We start from the raw sequence: 16,806 nt of genomic DNA on the forward strand, positions 1-16,806 counted from the left end.
CAAACATAAAACCACTACGACCTTCACATAATTGAATGAATTGATTTATCTTGAAGATCAAATCAACAAATTACTAAACAACAGTACCGTATGTCAAACAAAAAAACCAAATTAAACAACAACACACGTCGAAAATTTATGAAAAACTCTGGTATAGCGGCTGCCGGCATTATGATAGTTCCAAGACATGTTTTGGGCGGGCCAGGTTATGTAGCACCGAGTGATAAATTAAATATCGCAGGTATAGGCGTTGGAGGGAAAGGTAAAAGTGATATTGCATCCTTTGCCGAGAGTCCGAATGTAAATATTGTATCGCTTTGCGATGTTGACGATAGACAGGCTATTGCTTCTCGAGAAGCTTTCCCAAAAGCCAGTTATTATAGTGATTTCAGGGAAATGTTAGAAAAGGAAGGAAACAATATCGATGCGGTATCTGTTTCAACACCTGACCATAACCATGCTGTAGCAGCTTATCAGGCTATGGTTATGGGTAAACATGTATATGTTCAAAAACCTTTGACCCATGATATTTGGGAAGCAAGAATGCTAACCGAGGCTGCCAAAAAATATAAAGTGGTGACACAAATGGGGAATCAAGGTGGTTCTGGCGATGGTGTTCGCACAATGAAAGAAATCTATGATACCGGCATTATTGGAGAGGTTCATACTGTAAAATGTTGGACCAATAGAGCAATATGGCCTCAAGCATTACAAACCCCTACTAAGAAAGACAGAGTGCCAAAAGGTTTGAATTGGGATCTTTGGTTAGGTACTGCAGCAATGAGAGATTACAATAACGCTTACTTACCTTTTGATTGGAGAGGATGGTCAGATTTTGGCACCGGAGCTCTAGGCGATATGGCTTGTCATATTATGGACCCTGTTTATAGAATATTACCAATATTGTATCCTGATACCGTAGAATGTAGTGTTTCAGATTCTTTTAAAGGGAAGTTCGAAACTGCCGATTATCCAAAAAGTTTTCCGAACTCAAGCAAAATTCATTTGAGCTATCCAAGAACGGATGGCAAAGGCACTGTTAAGGTTACCTGGATGGATGGCGGTTTGTTACCCGAAAGACCAGATGAACTTGGCGATGATGAAGCTTTAGGCAATTGGGATGGTGGTGTCTTATTTATTGGCACTAAAGGAAAATTAATGGCAGATTGTTACGGAGCCAATCCAAGATTACTTCCATTGAGCCTTAATGAACAAATAGAGGTAGAAGAAACAATTAAACGTGTGCCAGAAGGTCATTATCTACAATGGGTGAATGCTTGTATGGCAGGTTATGGTAATGCTGAAACAAGTTCATCATTCGATTATGCAGGTCCGTTTACTGAGAGTATTCTTATCGGTAACTTGGCATTAAAATCATATTTTGAGCTAGATCCAAGTATCGAAAACAAAGGCTTCTGGGGTGGCGGTAAACAATACCACGGAAGAAAACGTTTACAATGGGATGCCGTGAATATGAAGGTTACTAATTTCGAACCTGCAAATAAATATGTTAAGCGTACATACAGAGATGGTTATTCATTAGGATAGTCCTATTATTATTCAATAAATTTGAGTATCAAAACCGGAGCTGAAAAGCTTCGGTTTTTTTTATGTCCTTAGTCTAGTATTACTTCTTATTTTTGCAGCATGCTAGAAGACAAGAATCAAGAAAAGACATCAATTGAGAAATTAGGTGAATTTGGCCTCATAGAACATCTTACAAAGGACTTTAAAATTGAGCAGAAATCGACTTTAAAAGGTATTGGTGATGATGCTACGGTCTTAGATTTTAAAAATAAAAAAGCGGTTATTAGTACCGACCTTTTAATAGAAGGTGTGCATTTCGACCTTGCATATATGCCATTAAAACACCTAGGCTATAAAGCCGTAATGGTAAATCTATCTGATATTTATGCCATGAATGCAACAGCAACTCAAATCACTGTTTCTATTGCTGTTTCAAATAGATTTCCTTTAGAAGCATTAGAAGAGCTTTATGCCGGAGTTGCTACAGCATGTAAAGCTTATAATGTTGATTTAGTTGGTGGCGATACTACCTCCTCTAAAACAGGGTTGATGATTAGTGTTACTGCAATTGGCGAAGCTAATGAAGAAGATATTGCTTACAGGTCAGGCGCTAAACCTAATGACCTTTTGGTAGTTTCTGGTGATTTAGGTGCTGCTTATATGGGTCTTCAAGTTTTAGAGCGCGAAAAAGAGGTTTTTAAGGTCAACCCAAACAGTCAGCCCGATTTAGAGCCTTACTCCTATATCGTAGAGCGACAGTTAAAACCTGAAGCACGAAAAGACATTACTGAATTATTAAAAAAATTAGATGTCCACCCAACATCTATGATTGATATAAGCGACGGACTTTCTTCTGAGATTTTACATTTAAGCAAAAGTAGTGGTATAGGCATCGATGTATATGAAGATAAAATTCCTTTAGACCCAACGGTGATTGCTGCCTGTGAAGAGTTTAAAGTAGATAGCACTCTTGTTGCTTTAAGTGGTGGCGAGGATTATGAATTACTATTTACCATAGACCAAAAAGAATTCCCAAAAATAAAGGGCAATCCTAGCTTAACCGTCGTGGGGCATACCACAGGTAAAGAAGAAGGTGCTTTCTTAATTTCCAGGAATAATACGAAGATTCCATTAACCGCGCAGGGTTGGAATTCTTTTACAAGTTAAAATTAACCATACAATTTAAAACCCGTAATTTGTTGCTTCAATTTGTAACGAAATAATGGAAGTGATTCTTAATGTTGGCTTAGGAATAGGTCTCCTAATGTTTTTTATCCTTCTTTTTAAAAAGGGAAAGCAACAAGGGGACTATCTATTTTTAGCTTGGATATTGATCATGTTAGCTCAAGTCTATTTTTATTTCATCACTATTTATCATTTTGAAATTCAAGGCATAATAGCAATTCTATCCTTTGCTCTCCCATTATTGGGATCTCCCTTATTATTTCTATATATACTTTGTCTTACTGGGCATAAAGTTTCCTGGAAAATTATAATATTTCATTTAAGTGTTTATGTAATATATGTTTGTCTCATTTTTATTTTACAACAAGACAACTCTGTACTTTTAATTGCAAAAAATGGGTATTTAAAACTTGAAGGGACTACTACCTTTTGGCTACGATATTATGCCGTTCCTCTGGCAATTTCTGGCTTAGTGTATTGCATATGGGATTTAAGGTTGTTGGAAAAGCACAGAAAATCAATAGCGAATCTCTATTCTTTCAATGAAAGAATAAATCTGAATTGGGTAAGTTATATTGTATACTCGTTTCTTGCTCTTTTTTTAATTGCCTCAGCTTGGGTTTTTGGAGCCACTCAATTTCAACTTATTTCCTTACCAAATGCATTCGCCCTAGTAGGTATTTCGCTTTGCCTAATGTTGAGCGCTTTTGGATTTTATGGGTTTAGGCAAACAACTGTTTTCTCTAATATTAATATTCTAGATTTTGAAGATTCTACAATTAATAACACTGAATCAGAAAAATCCACTTATTTAAAATCTGGACTTACTTGGGATAAAATCCAAAGCTTGGCGCAGGAAATAGAGGTATATATGGTTAAGGAAAAACCTTTTTTGAACGATAACCTTAACCTCACTACTTTTGCTAAACAACTAAGAATCTCACCCTCTAATTTATCACAGGTCATTAATCAATATTTTGAAAAGAGCTTTTATGATTATATAAATCAATATCGTATAGAAAAAGCTAAAACAATGTTTTGCTCAAATAACTATTCACATCTTTCCATTTTAGGAATAGCCTATGATTGTGGATTCAAGTCAAAATCATCCTTCAACCGTTATTTCAGAAAATATACAGGAAAATCTCCATCCTCATTCAAAAAAAACTCAATCTAATTGGCTCCAGCCATTGGGTTGGGTCGCTTGTAATGAAAACTTTACCAAGATTTGTAGAAAATTAATCTACAATGAGCGACTACAGTTTACCACATCAAATAAATATATTACTACATATTATAAGCGGCAGTTTGGCGTTAATTTTAGCCATCATTGCAATGTCTTCTCAAAAGGGTAAAAGGATACATAAAAAAAGTGGCGTTATTTTTCTTATTTGTATGTCAATTGTTATCATCACAGGTGTGATTGGTGTTTTTGTTTTTAAAGCAAATGGATTTTTATTATCACTTACTCTTTTAAGTGGCTATCAAGCTTTTTCAGGATATCGTATTTTAAGTAATAAATCCAGTATCCCCAAACCACTGGATATTGTAATAGCCATTCTTACTTTGTTATCGGGGGTTTATTACATACTTTATTTTAAATCTATCGGATTTTTCTGGGAACCCGGTCTAATATATGGCACTATAGGGGCGCTGTTTGCGATAGTAATATATGATTTTCTTCGATATCTCATTCCAAGAAACAAATTCAAAAATCGCTGGTTATATGAACATATTTATAAAATGATTGCTGCTTTCACCGCACTATTAGCTGCTTTCTTTGGCACTGTTTTCCCTCAATACCATCCATATAGTCAATTTTTACCATCGCTTTTTGGAACCGTTTTAGCAATTATCTTTATTTTATATTATTGGAGTAAAAACAAAACTAAAAATAGACGTTTTTAAATACAGTTTAAAAAAAGAATTCCCAAAAATAAAGGGCAATCCTAGCTTAACCGTCGTGGGGCATACCACAGGTAAAGAAGAAGGTGCTTTCTTAATTTCTAGGAATAATACGAAGATTCCATTAACCGCACAGGGTTGGAATTCTTTTACCGAATAGATAATTTACTATGCAACTTGTTGCGTAGCGGTATGCCTTCTTTGGTAAATATGTTCTAAGGTTCTGTTGATATCTTGTAATTCAGGCGTTAATATGGCAAGATTGCCGCTAACGTCTGTTGTTACTTCTTTTTGACAGTGAATACATTTGTATTCTTTAATATGCGAAGTCACTTTTTTTGAAATAGAATAGTGATGGCCGAAAATGTTGCAGAATATTTTTTTCATGCTGTAGGTTTTTTTGCAAGAATTACGATTTGGGTAATCGAGAAAATGCGATTAAAAATTTTTAGGTTGAAATAATTAGAAAAATCGCTTACGCTAAATTTCCTTTTGTTAAAGTACTGTATATTAAACGACTGTACCAGTAATTGTTGTGAGTGTTGCCTAACCTGTTGTCAATCTACTTTTTTTTGGTGTCTTACAAAATCAAAACCTGTGGCTTGTCTGTTATTTCATAATCTTTCACTTAATTTGTAACCATGATCAAGAAGAAGGAAACTCTCGTTACCGCCTTTGCCCTTTTCTCTCTTTTTTTTGGAGCTGGCAATCTTATTTTACCCCCATTATTAGGCTTTAATTCAGGTAATCAATGGCTCGTGGTAACAATCGGTTTTTGTATTTCTGCAATGGTAATTCCCATTTTAGGTATTTTGGCACATGCCAAATTACAAGGAACCCTGATGGATTTTGGTAAAAAGATATCCCCAACATTTAGCTTGATCTACGCTTTTTTCATTTACGCCATTGCTATTGCCTTACCAAGCCCAAGAACGGCTTCAGTAACACATGAGATGGCAATACAACCCTATTGGGATATTTCTCCTTGGTTTACTAGTAGTTTTTATTTTGGCTTAGTATTTGTTTTTGCGATGAACCGTTCAAAAATATTAGGAATTCTAGGCAAACTTTTAACCCCTGCCATTATTCTTATTTTACTTTTTGTAATCGGAATTACAATTTTCTCTTTCCCATTCGAATTTGGAACAACAATGATTGCCAGTCCATTTACCAATGGAATTTTAGAAGGTTATCAAACTTTTGATGCAATTGGTGCTGTGGTGGTTGGTGGAGTAATCATAATTTCCATCAATTTAAGACATACCAATGCATCTTATGAAGATAAAAAATCTTTAATACGTAGTGCAGGCTGGTTGGCAGGTTTGGCCCTATTCTTAATATACCTAGGTCTAATATTGTCTGGGGCTTTAGCGCATTCCGTTTTTGATGCAGGCACAAGTAGGACAGCATTACTGTCTGGCTTAGCCATAAACAGCCTTGGTAACGTGGGTAATTTATTTTTGAGCATACTAGTAGGTGTCGCTTGTTTTACAACTGCTGTGGGTATTGTTACAGGAACTGCCGATTTTGTACGATCAAGATTCAATGATTCGCAAACCGCATATAATATCACTGCCGTAATTGGGTGTGTTTTAGGGGTATTAATGGGCCAGTTCAATGTTGGCTATATCATTGCAGTTGCATTGCCATCATTAATGTTCATCTACCCTATTACTATCATTTTAATTTTACTGAATGTAGTACCAGACAAGTATGCATCACCTTTAGTTTTTAAAGCGGTTACCATAGCGACTATCATATTTAGTATTCCAGATTTCCTGGGAAGTATTAGTGCTATTGCGCCAGCGGCAGACACTTTCTCATGGATACCCCTGCAAGAATATAGCTTGGGTTGGGTATTGCCTGCCTTGTTGGTATTTGTTGTGACTAATTTTATAATCAGAAATAAAATTAAATAGATTTTAATCGCCTACTCCTTATTTCTTCGTTTTTTGGAGTAATAATAAAAAGCGTAGGCTATTAAAACCAGTACGAAAAATGGAAGGTACGTACCAATAACTACACCAATTTCATAGGAGTCATCAGGTGCTTGCTGCATCTTTTTTTCAATTTCAGCAGCTTCTTGAAACATTAGAAATAGTCCCATAACCTAAAAATCTATCTCCAAACTAATAGGACAATGATCACTTCCCATTATTTGATCATGAATTTGTGCAGATTTCACTTTATCCCAAATCGATTCGCTGACCAAAAAGTAATCGAGACGCCAACCTACATTTCTACTTCTTGCACCACCTCGCATACTCCAAAACGTATATTTATCAAACGTAGTTGGATGCAACTTTCTAAAGCTATCCACTAAATTTAATTCGTTCAGCATTGCATCAAACCCATCAATTTCTACTTGTGTAAATCCAGATGTTTTGTTGTAATTACTTTTAGGGTTCGCCAAATCATTTGCTGTGTGCGCCACATTAAAATCACCAGTAATAATCAATGGTTTATTTTTCGATAATTCCTTTAGATAATTAGTGAAGTCCTTATCCCACCCTGCTCTATAATCCAATCGCTTTAGTCCGCTTCCACTATTCGGTATGTAAACGTTGACCAAATGAAAGTGCTCAAATTCAGAATGGGTAATACGACCTTCTAAGTCATGCTCTGCAATGCCCATGTTCTTTTTGAATTGAACGGGCTTTAACCTTGTCAAAATTCCGGTACCAGAATATCCTTTTCTATCAGCACTATTGGTGAATAACTCATACCCACCTATATCTTTCAATGCTTCGCTCACTTGATCATCTTGAGCCTTGGTTTCTTGAATGCAAAAAACATCTGCATCAAAATCTTTAACAATATTTTCAAAGCCCTTTTTTACAGAAGCCCTAATGCCATTTACATTCCATGATACTAATTTCATTCTTTGATATTATTTGTTCATCAATTCTTCTATCTCATCTGCCTTAATAGGAATATTTGCCATTAAATTAAAAGGCTCTCCTTTTTTCTGAATAACAACATCATCTTCTAAACGAATACCCATGTTTTCCGCTGGAATATAGATACCTGGTTCAACTGTAAAAACCATATTTGCTTTCATAGGTGTTTTTAAAGCACCGTAATCATGCGTATTCAATCCGATATGGTGACTAGTGCCGTGCATAAAATATTTTTTATACGCAGGCCATTCAGGGTCTTCATTTTGTACATCTGCTTTGTCCAACAATCCCAATCCTAATAATTCAGAAGTCATTAGTTTACCACATTCCTTATGGTATTCTGCCCAAAGCGTGCCAGGAACCAACATTTTGGTAGCATCATCTTTTACCCGTAAAACGGCATTGTAGACCTCTTTTTGACGCTTTGTGAATTTTCCATTTACAGGAATAGTCCTCGTTAAATCACTAGAATAGTTTGCGTATTCTGCGGCAACATCCATAAGAATTAAATCTCCATCATTACAGGGTCTGTTGTTTTCCAAATAGTGTAAAACATTTGCATTATAACCGGAAGCGATAATTGGTGGATATGCAAAACCTTTAGAACGGTTACTTACAAATTCGTGCAGTAATTCTGCCTCAATCTCATATTCCATTACCCCAGGCTTAACAAAACCTAACAATCTTCGAAAACCTTTCTCCGTAATATTACAGGCCGTTTGCATCAATTCTAATTCTTCTGGCTCCTTTATTCCACGAATCTCTTGAAGAACAGGATTACTTTTCGCAACACGATGCGCTGGAAATTGTTGCTTGCATTTTTCAATAAAACGATCCTCTCGAGTTTCTGTTTCTACCGCCTGTCTGTAATGCTCGTTAGTATTAAAATAAATAGTTTCTGCTTCGGTCATTAAATCAAAGAATATTTTATCAAAATCCTTTAACCAATGTATGGTTTGTATACCCGAAACCTCGGTTGCCTTTTCCTTTGTTAATTTAGCTCCTTCCCAAACCGCTATATGTTCGTTAGTCTCCCGAACAAACAGAATTTCACGATTTTTTTTATGTATTGAATCAGGAAACAAGACTAAAATAGTCTCTTCTTGGTCAGCACCAGACAAGTAAAAAATATCTCTATGTTGCTCAAAAGGCATTACACTATCGGCACTAATGGGGTAAATATCATTAGAATTAAAAATCGCAATGCTTTTTGGCTGCATACGATCCATAAATTTCTTTCTATTCTTTATAAATAATGAATTAGGTATTTGATGGTATTTCATGAATTTACATTTTGATATAAAATTACGGATTATGTATTGTTTCAATAGAAAATAGGATGTATAATTATGAAATTTACAAATAAACTTGCGCCCAACTTAACCAACAAAATAGTTAACTTGTATGCTTCAACCAAAAACAAATTAGCAATGAATAAAATAGCTTACCTATTAATGGTCGCCTTATGTTTGCAGGCCTGTTCAGAAACCAAAAAAGAAGAATCTCAAGCTGAACTATTTGCTCGTATCGATACTGAAATTAACCAAAACTCTAAAGGGTATAGTTCATTAAAAGAGGCCACTGAAACCATAGGTCATAGATTAACTGGATCATCAAATGGTGAAAAGGCAGAAGAATATACCTACAATAAGTTTAAAGAATATGGTTTTGAAGATGTAACCTATCAAACTTTTGAGGTAGAAGCATGGGCAAGAGGTAACGTATCCTTAGAAATAAATAATAATTCAATTAAAGTTGTTACCCTAGGTCATTCTCCTATTAAATCAGAGGTAACAGGTGAAATTGTAGATATGGGTAATGGTTTAGATGCTGATTACGCTGCTAACCCAGAAGCTGTAAAAGGAAAAATCGCTTTGGCGTATATTTCAATCTTACCTGGTAGCGAAGAAGGGTTAACCAACCTACATCGAAGTGAAAAAACAGCATTGGCTATTAAATATGGTGCTATTGGTATTATCATCATTAATCAAGTAGATAACGGAGTGCTATTGACAGGTACCGCTTCGGTTACGGGGGAGTTAATTCCAATTCCTGCTGTTTGTATTGGCAAAGAAGATGGAATGGCTTTAAAAGAATCTATGAAAATTAAAAAAGCTACTGCCAAAATAGCAATGACTAACAAAAGTGATGTCATTAAAGCACGAAATGTTGTTGCCACTTTAACTGGTAGTGAGATTCCAGAAGAGATTATTGTACTTGGCGGGCATTTAGATTCTTGGGATTTAGCAACAGGAGCAATAGATAATGGAATTGGTTCTTTTGCGGTTTTAGATATTGCAAGAGCATTTAAGGCAAATAATCTTCACCCTAAACGTACTGTAAAATTCGTAATGTTCATGGGAGAGGAACAAGGTCTTTTAGGCTCTAAATTCTTAGTAGAACAAGCTATTGAAAACAAGACTATTGAAAACATTAAATACATGATGAATCTTGATATGTCTGGTAACCCAATCGGCATGAACGCTGGTGGCAAATTAGATGACGAGCAATTTTTTAAGGATTTAGGGTCTGCCATTCAAAAACAGGACACTATTTATCAAAATACATTCTCTAACAAGTCTGGCCTACACAGCGACCACCAACCGTTTATGTTAGAAGGTGTGCCAATATTATCTGTTAATAGCAATTTAGACCGTTCTATATACGGCTGCTATCATTCTGATTGTGATGATTTTAATTTGGTGAATGAAGACCATATGAAAAACACTTCACGTTTTGGCACTATGATGTTATATTCATTGGCAAATGCAGATAAATTACCTGCAACGAAAATGGACAGTGATACCACTAAAGAATTTATGATAAAAAATAATTTGAAGGAAAAACTGATTATAGGAAACGATTGGAAATGGGAGGAATAAAATTTATAAAATCCTTTCAAAGATTAGTATTGAAGCAGGGTATCATTCCTATGACGCTCTGCTTTTCTATTTTAATAGGTTGTTCGCAACAATCGGAAAACACACCTGTTAATTATTTTGAATTGGTACGACCTGAAATCACAGGGCAACTCGCCTATGAAACCACTGATTTTGTAGAGGATTATTGGCGTGTGGTAGGTAACACAGGGTTTGACAAAACCATCCACCTCATTGCCGATACTTTAAAAGCATCTGGCTATGTGTTGGAGGAGGAATCAAGCTCAGATGACCGATTAATTTATCGTATTGAAAAGCGAGCAATGGACCACCATACATGGGAACCAATTTCAGCATCATTACAAATTTTTGGTGAAGACAAACCTTTATTGATGTCCGAAACAAATAGAAATATGACCTATTTGAACTCGACATCAACTGCCGAAAATGGTGTTAAAGCTGAAGTTGTTTGGATAAAATCTCTTATGGAATTAGAAACAGTTTCCGTAAAGGGAAAAATAGTATTTACTGAAATAGGTGCAAGACGGCTGTCTAAGCTCGCTATTAAAAAAGGTGCTCTTGGCATTATTTCTTATGACAACCCCGACTATCTACAACCCGAAAAGAATAAAACTTCCATACAGTTCAGAAGTCTACCATCAGATGATGATTCTAAGTTTTGGGGAATTGCACTTTCCTACGAGGCAAAGGAAAAACTAATTACATGTTTAATAAAGGGAAGGACAGAGGTTATCGTAAACATACAAACTAAACGTTACCCATCTGAAGAACTAACTATTATTGCCACTATAAAAGGAGCAAAAAACCCTGATGAACGTTTGGTATTTAGTGCACATATTCAAGAACCTGGGGCAAACGATAATGCTACCGGTGTAGGTGCTCAATTAGAAATGGCTAAGACAGCAGCTAAATTACTTAAAGAAGGAAAGATTCGCATTGACCGTAGCATGACGTTTTTATGGGGAGATGAAATAATTTCTACCAGAAGATATATTGAAGAAGATACTAAGCGAGCAAAGGGAATTAAATGGGGAATAAGTTTAGATATGGTTGGCGAAAATACTGCTAAAACAGGCGGTTCGTTTTTAATAGAAAAAATGCCAGATCCTAGTGCTATTTGGACAAGAGGTGCCGATAAGCATACCGAGTGGGGCGGTGAAGTTTTATCATTAGAAGACATGAAACCGCACTACCTCAACGATTTTATTTTTTTAAATTTTAGAGAACAGGGTGAATTTGCAAATTGGAAGGTTGAAACCAACCCATTTGAAGGTGGAAGTGATCACACTCCGTTCTTAAAAGCCAATATTCCCGGGCTTTTACTTTGGCACTTTACAGATCAATTTTACCATACTGATAATGACCGTATTGATAAGGTTTCACAAGAAACTTTAAAAAATGTTGGGACTGCAGCTTTAGTCAGTGGATTAGAATTGGTGAATGCAGATACATCTACTGCAACAGAATTATTAGGACAATTAAAGAAAACCGCAGATAATAGACTAACAGCAGAATTCAATCTCAGTAAAAAAATAGTACAAAATAATGGGAACTTAAATCATGAAATTTCTATTCTCGATGCTTGGGAAGATTGGTATTCAAAATCTTTTCGTTCAATATTAGACATGGTCTTGAATTCTAATTCGGACTTAGAAAAAGAAGTCATTGAAGCTCAGGAAATGTTGGCGAAAAAAAAGCAACAATTAGTAAAAGAACTTAAAGACTAAAAAAGGGTCCTTTACTCAAGGACCCTTGATACATTTTAACTTATTTAGAAATTAGGTTTTTGCCATAGCGTTTTTTATGGCTCCTATAATAGCCATAATTACGCCACCGCCGATACCGCCGCCGGCCAAACTAGATATAATCCCAGAAACGTCCATTCCGCCGTCCGTTGCTAGACCAAGCATCCCTAGCAAAGTTCCGCCTATACCGCCGCCGAGAATTCCGGTTATACTATTCCCAAGAGTTCCTAAACTTAGTTTAGGTAATAATTTTCCAGCAACATTACCACCTATTGCGCCAGAAATTAATTGAATAATTAAAAGTAAATACTCTTCCATATTATAAAATATTAATTGGTTATTTGGCAATAATTTAACATTATTATTACCATTATCATAAATAATATTAAAATTTATTTTAAATAATGTAGACATAAATCATTTCCGTTATTTCAAAACTTGTTTTTTTGTCATGAATAAAAGTTATGATTAACTTCCACGATACAAACCGTATGATATAAAAATGAAACGATTCTACCTTCTGTTATTTACCAGTATTTACATAGGTTCAGCACAAGTACAACCTACAACATCTCAAAAAATCAAAGAATCTTTAGTGTCCAAAAAAGCTATGGATGCTAATTCATTAGTCAAAAATCTGGCTTTAAAAAATATTGGCCCGTCTGTAATGAGTGGTCGTGTTGTAGACTTGGCCGTTAACGAAGACAATCCGACAGAGTATTATGTTGCATATGCTTCAGGTGGTTTATGGTACACCAATAATAATGGCACAACTTTTACACCTATAATGGATGAAACCCAGACCCAAAACATTGGTGATATTGCGGTACACTGGCCGAGTGGTACTATCTGGGTCGGTACGGGAGAGAATAATGCTTCTCGTTCTTCTTATGCAGGAATCGGAATTTTAAAATCTACCGATAAAGGAGAGACTTGGAAAAACATGGGTCTATCCGATTCACATCATATAGGTCGTATCATAGTAAATCCTAAAAACGCAGATGAAGTAACCGTTGGTGTAGCTGGTCATTTATATTCTCCAAACAAAGAACGTGGTATTTACAAAACCACCGATGGCGGTAAAATTTGGAAAAACACTTTGTTCATTAATGATGTTACAGGCGTTATAGACGTAGCATTTGCACCAGACAACTTTAATATACAATTTGCCGCTGCATGGCAAAAAGATAGAAAGGCATGGGATTTTATCGGTAACGGTGAAGGTTCAGGTATCTACAAAAGTACCGATGCGGGCGCTACTTGGTTGAAAATCTCAATGCCATCAAGTGGTTTTCCTACGGGCGACGGAATTGGTAGAATAGGATTAGCAGTGTTCGATGCTAACACCGTTTATGCTGTTCATGATAATCAATTTAGACGAAAAAAATCCGGAGAAAAGAAAGATAAGCAAGAAGGATTAACAAAAGATGATTTTAAATCACTTTCAAAAGAGCAATTTCTTGACCTAAATGATAAGGAGTTGAACGATTTTTTGAAGACCAATAATTTTCAAGAAAAATATCGTGCTGCCAACGTAAAGCAAATGGTACGTAGTAATGCAGTAAAACCAGTCGATCTTGCCCTATATTTAGAAGATGCAAATTCTATGCTTTTCGATACGCCTGTAATTGGTGCTGAGGTTTACCTCAGTAATAATGGTGGTAAAACATGGGTAAAACAAAATGAAGATTATATTGATGACCTCTTCTATAGCTACGGTTATTATTTTGCCCAAATTAGTATAGACCCTAAGAATGTAGATGCCATTTATTTATCTGGAGTACCAATAATTTCTTCAAAAGATGGCGGCAAAACTTATAAGTCAATAAATGGCGACAATGTTCATTCTGATCATCACGCTTTATGGGTCAACCCTAATTCGCCAGGTCACTTAATTAATGGAAATGATGGTGGTGTAAATACCAGTTATGATGATGGTGAAAGTTGGATCAAGAACAATTCACCAATCGTAGGTCAATTTTATGCAATTGCCGTTGATAACCAAAAACCGTATAATGTATATGGTGGCCTACAAGATAATGGTGTATGGATGGGACCGAACAACGCAGATGAAAGTACAGAGTGGCACCAAACAGGACAATACCCTTGGAAATCGATTTTGGGTGGTGACGGTATGCAAGTACAAATTGATTCTAGAAATCATAATACTGTTTACACTGGCTTTCAATTTGGCAATTACTTTAGGTTAGATTTAGAAAATGATAAACGAGTTTATATTCAACCTAAACATGAATTAGGCGAAACACCTTACCGATTTAATTGGCAAACACCTATTCTATTATCTCCCCATAATCAGGATATATTATATATGGGAAGCAACAAATTACATCGTTCATTAAACCAAGGCGATACTTGGGAAACGATTTCTGCTGATTTAACCCAAGGTGGTAGAAGTGGAAATGTTGCTTTTGGTACCTTGGCTACAATTTCTGAATCTCCATTTAAATTCGGATTGATTTATACCGGTAGTGATGACGGGCTTATTTACCGCACCGATAATGGTGGTGGTAGTTGGGAAGTGATTTCTAAAAATTTACCACAGAACTTATGGGTAAGTAGGGTTGTTGCATCAAAGTATAACGAAAATAGAGTCTATGCAACTTTGAATGGCTACCGTTCAGACGATTTTACTCCTTATATATATGTAAGTGAAGATAAAGGAATTACATGGAAGAACATTTCTAGTAACATACCAATGTCTCCAGTAAATGTAATTATAGAGGATTCGGAAAATGAAAATGTATTGTTCGTAGGTACTGACAATGGACTATATGTTTCCTTAAATAGTGGAAGCACATGGGAATCTTTTCAAAACGGAATGCCATATGTTGCCGTTCATGATTTGGTAATTCAGAAAGAAGAAAAGCATTTATTGGTAGGTACGCACGGCAGAAGTATTTACAAAGCTGACATCGCTCAACTACAAAAACTAACCCCTGAAGTACTAAAAAAAGAGTTACATATCTATTCATTAGAAAATATCATACATTCAACACAATGGGGAAATTCATGGAGTTCATGGTCAAAAGCTAGCACACCAGGACTGGATATTACTTTTTACTCTAGCAGAGATGAAGTATACCAGGCTAAAATAAAATCTTCAGATGATATTACCGTAAGTGAAACTGAAGTAATAGCGAATAAAGGATTAAACATTTTATCCTATGACTTGGGCTTTACTAAAATAGGAAAACTAAATTACCTTAAAAAGCATAAAACAGAATTGAATCAAGCTAAAAATGGTAACACTTATTTGCCAAAAGGCTCATATACTGTTGAAGTAAAGGGAAACGGGAAAATGGAACAGGTGACTTTTGAAATTGAATAATCCGCATGAAAATAGTTGATTGGTACTTATTACCAGATTTAGGAGTAAGTCATAATCCTGAGATTAAAAAGAGAACCTTAATCGGTACTAATGAGATACCTCAATTAATGATGTATGGCACGGCTATTTTTAAACCCGGTCAAGAGGTAAAATTACATAAACATGATACCATGTATGAAGTTTTTCTTATTCAAACTGGAAAGGCAATTTTTATCATTTTAGGCAATGAGTACGAAGTAAGTCCTGGCAATTGTATTACGATAGAACCTGGTGAATTACATGCCCAACGCAATCCATTCGACACTGATGTTTCATGGACCTATTTTGGCATTGCCACTGATTAATTTTTGACAAAATATATGGAACTAACTTTAGGAATACCTGCTTTACTTTTCCCTGCAATTTCTTTAACCATGTTGGCCTATAATGCTCGTTACCTAGCAATTGCCGGGCTCATACGTCAATTACATCATAAATATCAAGAAACAGCATCACCTTCTATTGGCTTGCAAGTTCAAAAATTACGCAAAAGACTTACTATAATTAAAAACATGCAGGCAACCGCTATCTTTAGCTTTCTTTTAGCGGTAATTACAATGGCACTCTTATTTTTTAATTATGTAATAATCGCCAAAATAGTATTTGGCATTAGTCTATTTGCTTTAATCCTTTCTTTAGTTTTAAGTTTAATTGAAGTTCAACTTTCCACCAAAGCCTTATCAATTCAATTAAAGGATATGGAAAAATGAAGCAAATAAAAGAGCTTGAATTACTTAATCAAATTAGAGAGATTAGGGAATTCGATTTTGGTATCTTCTATTTTTTTAAAAAAGGAATTATTATATCAGAAATGAATAAAGGTGTTCTTTTTAGATGGGAAGACGCCTCGAAAGTTGTTACCGCAGCTGAAAATATATATGGCTTAGAAATTCCAATAATCTATATTGCCAATCGAATAAACAACTATTATGTAGTACCCTCAAATTGGCTAAAGTTTTATCAAAATAGACATAAAATGGCCTTTTACGGTGTTGTAGGTAAAACAACAGGTAGTAGGGCAAGTATACTTTTAGAATGGTTTTTCTTTAAAAACTCTATTATTCAATTTAAAGATTTAGACGATGCCGTACTTTGGGCAATAGATAAATCACAGTTAAAAACCAATCAAATATCACCCTAGTTTGTTTGTTCAAGATTTTTAATCCTTTTGGTAGTTTAATCTTATAATTCTTCAACACTATAAAATTGATTCTTAAAATGAATCTAAATAGGCATACTAAACCCCTTGAAAACTT

Annotated in this window: 16 protein-coding genes and 1 pseudogene; 12 read left to right on the plus strand and 5 right to left on the minus strand. The window is 35.3% G+C overall.

Annotated elements, in window-relative coordinates:
- Positions 1-90 precede the first annotated feature (90 nt).
- From AAC084_RS00085 to AAC084_RS00105, 5 genes and pseudogenes are all read left to right on the plus strand, one after another.
- Positions 91-1,548, plus strand: coding sequence for a Gfo/Idh/MocA family oxidoreductase (locus AAC084_RS00085; RefSeq protein ID WP_339835248.1), 1,458 nt, complete (start codon positions 91-93; stop codon positions 1,546-1,548).
- Between the two features lie 99 nt (positions 1,549-1,647).
- On the plus strand, positions 1,648-2,694 hold the full coding sequence (gene thiL / locus AAC084_RS00090; RefSeq protein ID WP_339835251.1) for a thiamine-phosphate kinase: 1,047 nt from the start codon (positions 1,648-1,650) through the stop codon (positions 2,692-2,694).
- A gap of 55 nt (positions 2,695-2,749) precedes the next feature.
- Complete coding sequence (locus AAC084_RS00095) at positions 2,750-3,889, plus strand: helix-turn-helix domain-containing protein (protein ID WP_339835253.1); 1,140 nt, start codon at positions 2,750-2,752, stop codon at positions 3,887-3,889.
- Positions 3,890-3,960: 71 nt separating this feature from the next.
- Positions 3,961-4,620: a hypothetical protein gene (locus AAC084_RS00100; protein WP_339835256.1), complete on the plus strand. Its 660-nt coding sequence runs from the start codon at positions 3,961-3,963 to the stop codon at positions 4,618-4,620.
- Between the two features lie 13 nt (positions 4,621-4,633).
- A pseudogene (locus tag AAC084_RS00105) lies at positions 4,634-4,777 on the plus strand (thiamine-phosphate kinase); the annotation flags it as partial.
- Between the two features lie 8 nt (positions 4,778-4,785).
- On the opposite strand, the gene AAC084_RS00110 reads toward AAC084_RS00105, so the two are convergent.
- Positions 4,786-5,004, minus strand: coding sequence for a hypothetical protein (locus tag AAC084_RS00110; protein ID WP_339835259.1), 219 nt, complete (start codon positions 5,002-5,004; stop codon positions 4,786-4,788).
- A 254-nt stretch (positions 5,005-5,258) separates the two neighbouring features.
- Between AAC084_RS00110 and AAC084_RS00115 the strand changes: the two genes are divergently transcribed.
- Positions 5,259-6,536: a branched-chain amino acid transport system II carrier protein gene (locus AAC084_RS00115; protein WP_339835262.1), complete on the plus strand. Its 1,278-nt coding sequence runs from the start codon at positions 5,259-5,261 to the stop codon at positions 6,534-6,536.
- An 11-nt stretch (positions 6,537-6,547) separates the two neighbouring features.
- On the opposite strand, the gene AAC084_RS00120 is transcribed toward AAC084_RS00115, so the two are convergent.
- From AAC084_RS00120 to AAC084_RS00130, 3 genes are read right to left on the minus strand one after another with little or no spacing between them, the layout of a single operon-like run.
- Entirely contained in the window at positions 6,548-6,724 is a 177-nt protein-coding gene (locus AAC084_RS00120; RefSeq protein WP_339835265.1) for a hypothetical protein, read from the minus strand.
- Between the two features lie 3 nt (positions 6,725-6,727).
- A complete protein-coding gene (locus AAC084_RS00125; RefSeq protein WP_339835267.1) occupies positions 6,728-7,498 on the minus strand; it encodes an exodeoxyribonuclease III in 771 nt (256 codons plus the stop codon).
- Positions 7,499-7,507: 9 nt separating this feature from the next.
- Positions 7,508-8,800 (minus strand): aminopeptidase P family protein, encoded by a 1,293-nt coding sequence (locus AAC084_RS00130; protein WP_339835270.1) that lies wholly within the window; start codon positions 8,798-8,800, stop codon positions 7,508-7,510.
- Positions 8,801-8,947: 147 nt separating this feature from the next.
- On the opposite strand from AAC084_RS00130, the gene AAC084_RS00135 reads away from it, so the two are divergent.
- Together AAC084_RS00135 and AAC084_RS00140 are read left to right on the plus strand one after the other, a co-directional pair.
- Positions 8,948-10,399, plus strand: a complete 1,452-nt coding sequence (locus AAC084_RS00135) for a M20/M25/M40 family metallo-hydrolase (protein WP_339835273.1) — start codon at positions 8,948-8,950, stop codon at positions 10,397-10,399.
- Positions 10,387-12,144, plus strand: a complete 1,758-nt coding sequence (locus AAC084_RS00140) for a M28 family peptidase (RefSeq protein WP_339835276.1) — start codon at positions 10,387-10,389, stop codon at positions 12,142-12,144. Before AAC084_RS00135 ends, AAC084_RS00140 begins: the two co-directional genes overlap by 13 nt.
- Before the next feature lie 51 nt (positions 12,145-12,195).
- Here the strand turns inward: AAC084_RS00140 and AAC084_RS00145 are convergent, their stop codons facing one another.
- Positions 12,196-12,480, minus strand: a complete 285-nt coding sequence (locus AAC084_RS00145) for a hypothetical protein (protein WP_339835279.1) — start codon at positions 12,478-12,480, stop codon at positions 12,196-12,198.
- Positions 12,481-12,664: 184 nt separating this feature from the next.
- Here AAC084_RS00145 and AAC084_RS00150 point away from each other — a divergent pair, with 184 nt between their 5' ends.
- Genes AAC084_RS00150 through AAC084_RS00165 form a run of 4 tightly spaced genes read left to right on the plus strand, consistent with a single transcriptional unit; the run spans position 12,665 to position 16,691 of the window.
- The gene (locus tag AAC084_RS00150; RefSeq protein WP_339835282.1) at positions 12,665-15,511 is read left to right on the plus strand and encodes a glycosyl hydrolase; all 2,847 of its coding nucleotides are present in this window, start codon (positions 12,665-12,667) and stop codon (positions 15,509-15,511) included.
- 5 nt (positions 15,512-15,516) lie between these two features.
- Positions 15,517-15,855: a cupin domain-containing protein gene (locus tag AAC084_RS00155; protein WP_339835284.1), complete on the plus strand. Its 339-nt coding sequence runs from the start codon at positions 15,517-15,519 to the stop codon at positions 15,853-15,855.
- A gap of 15 nt (positions 15,856-15,870) precedes the next feature.
- The gene (locus AAC084_RS00160; RefSeq protein WP_339835286.1) at positions 15,871-16,260 is read left to right on the plus strand and encodes a DUF2721 domain-containing protein; all 390 of its coding nucleotides are present in this window, start codon (positions 15,871-15,873) and stop codon (positions 16,258-16,260) included.
- Positions 16,257-16,691 carry a hypothetical protein gene (locus AAC084_RS00165; protein ID WP_339835288.1) on the plus strand — a complete coding sequence of 145 codons (435 nt, stop codon included), beginning with the start codon at positions 16,257-16,259 and terminating at the stop codon, positions 16,689-16,691. The genes AAC084_RS00160 and AAC084_RS00165 overlap by 4 nt, the downstream gene beginning before the upstream one ends.
- The last annotated feature ends 115 nt before the right edge of the window (positions 16,692-16,806 follow it).

Source organism: uncultured Maribacter sp., assembly GCF_963977385.1.
In the GTDB taxonomy this organism is placed as follows: Bacteria; Bacteroidota; Bacteroidia; order Flavobacteriales; family Flavobacteriaceae; genus Maribacter.